The sequence below is a fragment of the Nesterenkonia salmonea genome, from assembly GCF_005771525.1.
Lineage (GTDB): Bacteria > Actinomycetota > Actinomycetes > Actinomycetales > Micrococcaceae > Nesterenkonia > Nesterenkonia salmonea.
In genome coordinates this window covers 1-7,684 of the sequence record NZ_VAVZ01000064.1, presented here as the reverse complement: position 1 = coordinate 7,684, position 7,684 = coordinate 1, and the positions used below count along the sequence as shown (strand labels likewise).

General features: G+C 61.6%; 9 protein-coding genes. 1 reads left to right on the top strand and 8 read right to left on the bottom strand.

The features are described 5' to 3' along the window. Positions 1 to 73 precede the first annotated feature (73 nt). Complete coding sequence (locus FEF26_RS14750) at positions 74 to 874, top strand: hypothetical protein (RefSeq protein ID WP_138254299.1); 801 nt, start codon at positions 74 to 76, stop codon at positions 872 to 874. 9 nt (positions 875 to 883) lie between these two features. Here the strand turns inward: FEF26_RS14750 and FEF26_RS14745 are convergent, their stop codons facing one another. The 8 genes from FEF26_RS14745 to FEF26_RS14710 form a co-directional block, all read right to left on the bottom strand. Then, positions 884 to 1,489, bottom strand: coding sequence for a mycothiol-dependent nitroreductase Rv2466c family protein (locus FEF26_RS14745; RefSeq protein WP_138254298.1), 606 nt, complete (start codon positions 1,487 to 1,489; stop codon positions 884 to 886). 75 nt (positions 1,490 to 1,564) lie between these two features. After that, entirely contained in the window at positions 1,565 to 3,028 is a 1,464-nt protein-coding gene (locus FEF26_RS14740) for a mycothione reductase (protein ID WP_138254297.1), read from the bottom strand. After that, positions 3,029 to 3,388, bottom strand: coding sequence for a rhodanese-like domain-containing protein (locus tag FEF26_RS14735; RefSeq protein ID WP_138254296.1), 360 nt, complete (start codon positions 3,386 to 3,388; stop codon positions 3,029 to 3,031). It lies immediately after the preceding gene. Then, complete coding sequence (locus FEF26_RS14730) at positions 3,385 to 3,969, bottom strand: flavin reductase family protein (protein ID WP_138254295.1); 585 nt, start codon at positions 3,967 to 3,969, stop codon at positions 3,385 to 3,387. Before FEF26_RS14730 ends, FEF26_RS14735 begins: the two co-directional genes overlap by 4 nt. Positions 3,970 to 4,295: 326 nt before the next feature. Then, on the bottom strand, positions 4,296 to 4,925 hold the full coding sequence (locus FEF26_RS14725; protein ID WP_166433065.1) for an RNA polymerase sigma factor: 630 nt from the start codon (positions 4,923 to 4,925) through the stop codon (positions 4,296 to 4,298). A 26-nt stretch (positions 4,926 to 4,951) separates the two neighbouring features. Further along, a complete protein-coding gene (locus FEF26_RS14720) occupies positions 4,952 to 6,028 on the bottom strand; it encodes an acyl-CoA dehydrogenase family protein (RefSeq protein ID WP_208012950.1) in 1,077 nt (358 codons plus the stop codon). A gap of 87 nt (positions 6,029 to 6,115) precedes the next feature. Further along, complete coding sequence (locus tag FEF26_RS14715; protein ID WP_138254293.1) at positions 6,116 to 6,658, bottom strand: OsmC family protein; 543 nt, start codon at positions 6,656 to 6,658, stop codon at positions 6,116 to 6,118. A 200-nt stretch (positions 6,659 to 6,858) separates the two neighbouring features. Beyond that, positions 6,859 to 7,557 (bottom strand): helix-turn-helix domain-containing protein, encoded by a 699-nt coding sequence (locus FEF26_RS14710; RefSeq protein ID WP_138254292.1) that lies wholly within the window; start codon positions 7,555 to 7,557, stop codon positions 6,859 to 6,861. Positions 7,558 to 7,684: the final 127 nt, after the last annotated feature.

Here is a 7,684-nt window from a genome sequence, read left to right as displayed (position 1 = left end):
CCTAATCCGACGACCGACGCGCCCATCCGCCCCCAGTCCGGGGTTACACCCTCAATTGTGAAGAGCCGCTTATGTGAACCGGGGCATCACCGGTGCGATCGTGCAGCGGCAGCCTTTCGGCGGCTGGAAGAAGTCGTCGGTGGGGCTGGGCTCCAAGGCGGGCGGCCCCAACTATCTGATGCTGTTCGGCACCTGGGAGGACGCCGTCGACGTCGCCACGGCCGCGCGCGTCCCCGCGCCTGAGGGGACCGTGGGTGAGCTGCTCGCGGACGCCCTGGACAGGAAGGCTGTCACTGAGTCCGGCTACGCCTGGCTGAAGGCTGCCGCGGCGTCCGACGCCGCCGCCTGGGATGCCGAGTTCGGCACCCCGAAGGATCAGACCGGGCTGCGCTCGGAGGCGAACATCTTCCGGTACCTGCCCACCGGTGTGGTGCTGCGTGTGGGTGCCGACGCCGAGCCGCACCACGTGCTCCGCACGGTCATCGCCGGGCACACGGCTGGTGCGGGCGCGGTGATCTCCGTGGACAGGGAGGCGTCCAAGCAGACCCGGCGTGCGGTGAAGCTCGCCGCGAAGACCTTCGGCGTGGATGTGGAGAAGAACGAGTCGGAGGAGGAGTTCGCGGCCGCGCTCGCCGAGGGCCAGTACGACCAGGGTGTGGGAGCCCGGGTCCGCGCCGTCGGCTCCCTCAGCCCGGTGGTCTGGGAGGCCGTGGCGTCCCGCCCCGAAGTGGCCCTGCTCGACGACCCTGTGACCGGGTCGGGCCGCGTGGAGCTGCGCCACTGGGTGAAGGAGCAGTCGGTCTCCATGACCCTGCACCGCTTCGGCAACCCCTCACCCCAGTTCAAGGCCCTCGCGGACAAGCTGAAGGCGTAGACAGCCGTTTCAGCTGAACTGGGGGCGTTCGGTGCGGGAGCGCTTGAGCTCGAAGAAGTAGGGGTACTCCGCGAGCGCGACGGCGCCGTCGAAGATCTTTCCCGCTTCCTCTCCGGAGGGGATGCGGGTGATGACGGGCCCGAAGAACGCGGTGCCCTTGAACGCGACGATGGGGGTGCCGACGTCCTGGCCGACCTTGGAGATGCCCTCCTCGTGGGAGGCGCGCATCTGCTCGTCGTTCTTGTCGGTCTTGGCGTCCTCGAGGAGGGATGCGTCGGCTCCGATGGCCTCAAGCGCCTTGGCTGTGGCGTTCTCGAAGTCCTTGTTCCCGTTGTTGTGGATCTCGGTGCCGGCTGCGGTGTAGAACTCGGCGACCTTCTCCTGCCCGTAGGCGAGGTCCACGGCGGTGGCGGCACGGGAGGGGATCCACTTGGCCAGCTGCTCGGCGTCCTCTGCCGGGCTGGGGCTCTTCGCCTCGTTGAGGACGCCCAGGCTCATCACGTTCCAGTGGACCTCGATGTCGCGGACCTTCTCGACTTCGAGGATCCAGCGGGAGGTGGCCCAGGCGAAGGGGCACAGGGGGTCGAACCAGAAGTCGACGCGCTCAGCAGCCATCAGATGTTCTCCTCACAGACGGTGTGGTGTTTCCTTGCCCATGCCAACCCGCGGGTCGGCGTCGTCATTCCTGCGTCACAGGGGTGCATTCTCCGGGATGGGGACCTCGAGGCCCAGGAGGGCGTTCTCGATGACCTCCATGAGCGCGGGGTGGATCCAGAACTGGCCGCGGGCGGCGGTGTAGGCGTCGACGCCGAAGCTCATGGCCTGCACCAGCGGCTGGATGAGGTTGGAGGACTGGTACCCCATCACGTGCGCTCCGAGGAGCTGGCCGGTGCGCCGGTCGGCGATGACCTTGGCGATGCCGTAGGTGTCCTCCATCGCCCAGCCGTATGCGGTGTCGCCGTACTTCTGGGTCTTGGTGGTGATGTTCTCCCGCCCGACCTGCTCGGCGGCCTCCTCCTCAGTCAGCCCGACGTGGGCGATCTCCGGGTAGGAGAAGATCGCCGAGGGGACGGCTTCGACGCGGGACTGACGCAGGTCCCCGGGGTTCTCCAGGTTATGGGCGACGACGCGGGCCTCATGGTTGGCCACATGCTTGAGCATCGCCTGGGAGCAGATGTCGCCGACGGCGTAGAGCCCCTCCACCGGCTGCCCGTCAGCCAGGACCCGCTGGTGACGGTCGACGGCGAGCCGCCCGTCCTCGTGCAGGTCCAGCCCGGCCTCGGCGGCGCCGATGAGATCGGTGTTGGGGACCCGGCCGGTGGCCACCAGCACGCAGTCGACCTCGAGCTGCTCCGTGCGTCCGTCGGAGGTCACCAGGTGGGCGGTCACCCCGCCCACGTTGGACGTCGGGTCGTGCGCCTGAAGGGAGGCGAGTGTGCGCTCGTACTTGACGGTCCAGTTCTTCTCCGCCTCGGCGGAGTAGGCCTCCGAGATCTCCCGGTCGAGCGCCTTCATCAGCCCGTGGCTTCGGTTGATCTGGACCACCTCGCTGCCCAGCCCGGAGAAGATCCCGGCGAACTCGCAGGCGATGTAGCCGCCGCCGACGATCAGCACCCGGGCCGGCAGCTCCTCCAGGCGCATGACAGTGTCCGAGGTGTGCACCTGCGGCAGCTCGATGCCGGGAACCTGGGGCACCGCGGGACGGGACCCGGCTGCGATCACCAGCTGCTCGGCCTGAACCTCAGTGCCGGTGGTCTCGGAGCGGAACGACTTGGGGCCGGTGAGGGTGACCTTCTCCTGGATGAGGTCCACGTTCTCCAGGCCTTCGCGGTACTCACGGCCGCCTGCGGAGATCGCATCGATGCGCTCAAAGATCCGGTCCCGGATCGCCGGCCAGTCCGCCGCGGGCTCCCCCAGGGTCACCCCGACCTTGGCGGCCTCCTCCGGAGACCGCGCCAGCGAAGCAGGACGGACATACATCTTGGTGGGGATGCACCCCACATTCAGGCAGGTTCCCCCGAACGCGCCGGTCGAGTCGATCCCCTTGTCCGCGAGCACCACCTTCTTGTCATCCCAGAACGGAGTGATGAGGGAATTCCCGGAGCCGGAGCCGATGATCGCCAGGTCAGGTCGCAGTGTGGTCCATGGCTTCATCTATCTGTCACCCAGGGGCCGTCCGCTGCGCACCCAAGCTTTCAGCCCACCATCCACTGATATCACTTCTACTTGGAGGTCGCGTAGCATCTTGGTCATCTCAAAGCTCCGGTACCCGGAGTTGCAGATGAAATAGACCGCACCACGCCCTGCAGCCTCACGGATCGCCTGCAGCTCCCTGTCAGTAGGGGTGGGGTATGAAACATTAATGGAACCAGGGAGGTGGCTTTCCAGGTATTCGTTGTTATTTCGAACATCGAATACTGCTGTGGCCTCATTGAGACGCTCTGCGAATTCTTCTATCCCAATCTCATAGGTGGACTCGCCGGCAGAATCCTCAGCTGCCCGGTTTGCGCTCATCCTGCTCCTTCGTCTTTCTTGGTGAGGCTCGCTCCAACTTCGGCATGGATTCGTCCCCTGTGATAGAGCAACGGTGACTTCTGTCCGTCATAGAAATGATTCACGTGAGCCAATAGGATCACGTGATCTCCGCCATCGATAATTCTTGCGATATGGGTGCTCAGCCAGGCAGATGCACCTTGTATGACGGGGGTGCCCTCAGGGGACTGCACACATTCGACGCAGCTGAAACGATCTTCGTCACGCTGTCCCGCGAAGGACATTGCTACGTCCTCTTGGTCGTGGGCGAGGATGTTGATAGCCATTGGTGCCCCTGTTCGGAACGCAGGAAGGGAACTGACTGAGCGTGTAAGGCATACAAGTACCAGGGGTGGATTCTGACTTACCTCAGTGAACGAGCTGACTGTCATTCCGACATCGTGTGAGCCCATCGACGTAGTGATGACAGTGATTCCGCTCGGATAGGACCGGATCGTTCTGCGCAACTCCCGGCCGTCTACTGCCGCAGAGGGCCGCCAAGTATCTGTGAGCGGATCAGTGGGATGAGCATCATTGGTCGCGGTTTGGGCTGTTAAGGTCATTCCTGCTCCTCGGCTGGGTCTGGGCTTATCCTTTGAGAGCGTCCGAAATGAGCGCTTGGGCGCGTTCGGGAGGGATGGCGTTGTCTTCCGCTGCAGAGAGCTCCTGGAGCAGGCGTTGTATGTCTTCGAGCTGTTGGAGGTATACAACGCATGGTGGGCAATCCCGCATGTGCGCTAAGAGGCGTGGAGAACGAAGTCCTTCAGGCTCTGTCCGTAGCAGGTCGTGGACGATCTGTACGAATTCTTGGCAGTCCATGTCTTCTGCTGCTTCGGTTTGCTGCTCTTCTGAGCGAGTTTTTTGTTTCTCCGAGGGGAGTGAAGATGAGTCAGTCAAAACTCGCCGCCTTGGTCCTTTGGCTCATGATGTAATTCTCTAGAGTGGATCGTAGTTTCTCTCGGGCGCGATAGAGCAACTTCCTCTGGTAGTCGGTGGAAATGCCTAGGATGTATTCAACTTCCCCCGGCTTGAGTCCTTCTACATCACGGAGGATGGTCACTTGTCGTTGGACTGCCGGAAGTGTCGCCATGGCTGATTCCAGCTGGCTCATGAGTTCCGCTCGCTCTGTTTCGTACTCAGGTAAGAAGCGGTTGAGGGGAGGTTCTGCCCAGTGGCCTGTTTTCGGGCCTGATTCATGAAATCTGGTTTCTAGGGGGTCTGATTCCATCTGGCTCTCCTCATTTTCGCGGAGGCGCTGTTCTTTCTGAAGGAAAGTTCTGGACTTATTCCGCACTATCCCAAGAACCCACGTGCTGAATTCAGAGCGCCCTTCATAGTCCGGTACTTTTTTTAAAACAGTTATCCATGACTCTTGGACAACATCTTCGGCAGACTCCTTCGTGGGAACGAGGGTGCGAGCGAAACGAATCATGCGGGGGTGTAGCTGGTTAATCACTTCCTCGGCTTGAAAGGGGTCGCCTTCTTGCACAGCTTTGTGTAGGCGCTCGCCTGCATCCATGAGGGTGTTCCTTCCCGGACGGATGCTTAGGAGCATGAGGCAAGTTCCCAGCGAAGCTGAGCTTCTGAAGGGGATTGGACTGGCAGGAAAGCAGCTTCTCGGAACCTGCGGCTGGAGTCGGAGGACTTTGCGTATCCCTTGCCTCCTGCGGTCTTTGCCTCGAGTGTGGCAGCGGCAGTCGCCACCTCTGCTCCGGTCAGCCGCATAGCCAGCAGTTCCTGCCTACTCGGAGAGGAGTGACTGCCTACGGCTCGTGCATTATTGAGCATGGCATTTCGTACGAGCGAGACTCGGCCTCCGACAGTTTCAACCTCCGAGGAAAAGACAGCATTTACGCCGGTCAGGCCTGTGCGTGCCTCCCGATGGCTAATCGTCCCCAGTCCAACGCACAGGGCAGTTTGGAGCACTAAGAACGTCGGTCTCACCTGAGTGATGAAGGCGTCGAAGTCAGTGCTCAATACTTGGGTTTTGCTGATCTGCAGATGGTCGAGGGTTATGTAGGTGGACTCCGTGCTGTCGAGTGCGAGTAGTGAGAATGGCTTTCCTACCGTTACACCCGCCGTGTGGAGGGGCAGGGCGACGATGATTCGCTTTCCTTTGTCAGTGCGCACTGCGGTGACCAGAAGCGAGTCTTGATACAGGTTGGAGGCCCATCGAATCGGTCCGTCGAGTACATATCCGTCCTCGGTTTCGGTCGCTGTGATCTCGAGACTCCCGCATCCTGCAGCTTCCCGAAAGGCCGAGGCCATCCCCGTGACGCCGAGGGTCTGGCCAGAGACTAGCCCAGGCAGTACTGAGGCAGCGTAGTCAGTCTGGGCTACTGAGAGGTATTCAATTGTCATTCGGTGGGCCCACAAGCTGAAAGCGGTGCTCATGCACCTTTCTGCCACATCAGAAATTACCCGGGCCATGTCGGGAAGGTTTGAATTGGCGTTCTGTGGAGCGCCAAGTCCTAGCAGTTGATGCTTTCCAAATTCAGGAAAAATCGTTCGCGTCTTGTCCTCCCCTTTGTCCAAGAGGCTGGCTCGGTCAGATACTTGTTCCAGGATCTCTTCTGGAACGCTGGTCTTTTTATCCGGCATTTCGACTGTTGCCGTTGTCATGGGAAGGCTCCTCTGGCCGAGTAGGATTGGTTGCGAGGTTGGGCTGCCCGTGTTTCAGCACGAGGGGCTGCCCCAGGAAGAGGGCACTCAGCCGACAGTGAGTTCGGACTCGAACTGCACGGGCCGCTTGAAAGTATTGACCACGGGGGACCAGTCCATGGCGCTCTGGTGGATTTCCTCAAGAGTGGCTTCGTCTGCGTCCCCATCCATGACGATGTTGACGCGGACGTCGGTTACACCCAGGGCTTTTTCCGTGTCGAGGTCTCCTGTGCCCCACACGGCTGAGATGTCGATGTCGCCCTCGAGGTTGACTTCGATCTTACTCAGCGTGACTCCGCGGGCTGTAGCATTCGCAAGGAGGCCCACAGAGATGCAAGATCCAAGTGCTCCCAGTGCCATTTCTGTAGGGTTGGGGGCTGAATTGTCCCCCAGGAGCTGAGAGGGTTCAGAGATCAGTACCGGTTCCAGGTCTCGCACATAGTTCATATTGCGGAAGCCGGCCTCGCATACGGTTTTCGCTTTGAGCGTTTTGCGCCCAGTGCTGGGGTCATCCTTGGCGGCACAGGAGAGCTTGTCCAGGGCTGCGGCGTCGATGCCTTCGAGGTGCGAGGTGGTGGTCTCAGCAGTCATTGATGTGTCTCCTTGGGTTGGGATAGCTGACCCTCAGGTGAGGGTGACGTCGTGTTTGACGTTCACTCCGTTAGTCACCCAATAGATAAAAATCGGGACACTTTAAGTTGTAAACATTGTGTTAACTGGTGATTTCATGTCTATGTCGTAGGCCCGACGCTGTGAGGTCCTCGGGGGTGGCGTTTGTGAGTCTGATGCACTCACGCTCTCGCGGCTGCCGGCGGAGTGCCGAACGCTCGGCGGTAGGCGCGGCTGAAGGTTCCGACGTCGCTGAAGCCGCTCGAGAACGCTGTCTCGGTAACACTCACGCCCTGTCCGAGCAGGCTGCGCCCCAGTTCCAGGCGAGCGTTGCGGATCTCCCGGGCCGGCGATGTCTGGTGCTCCCTGAATACCGCCTGAAGCGTGCGCAGGGAGACGCCGGCCCTGCTCGCCAGGCGGTCAGGGGTGAGCATGGGGTCCGCCCGGTGATGGTGGGCATACTCCATCAGTTCATCGAAGGCATCGGCAGCTGTGGCGTTCCGCATGTACGAAGGAGCGGTGGGGTCCGGGGCGAAAGTCAGCAGTTGATGGTTGGAGCTCTCGAGTTTGGTGAGCTTCCATCGCACGTGCACCAGGCGGCCTCTGCGATCCACAAAATCCTCTGAGTGGTTGTGCTCCATGCTGCCCTCGCAGGTCACGATGGGGCACTGGTGGCTAGGGTACGGGGACCCATCCGGCCGCCGATTATGCAGAGCCTCGTGGCTGCACCGGCCGATCAGCTCGCTCTCGCTGCTGTAGCCGAGCACCGTGGCCGCAGCCTCGTTCACCAGGCTGACCGCACCGTCGGGCCCGATGAGCCACATAGGAGTCGGGGCGGCGTCGATCACCGGGCGGAGAAGCGTCTCGGTGCCTGATGTCATGACGGGCTGCTGCTCCCTTCCGTCCTTAGAATCCAGTCGTGTGATCCCGTGACCCTAAGGGGCTCTTCACAATTGAGGGTGTAACCCCGGACTGGGGGCGGATGGGCGCGTCGGTCGTCGGATTAGG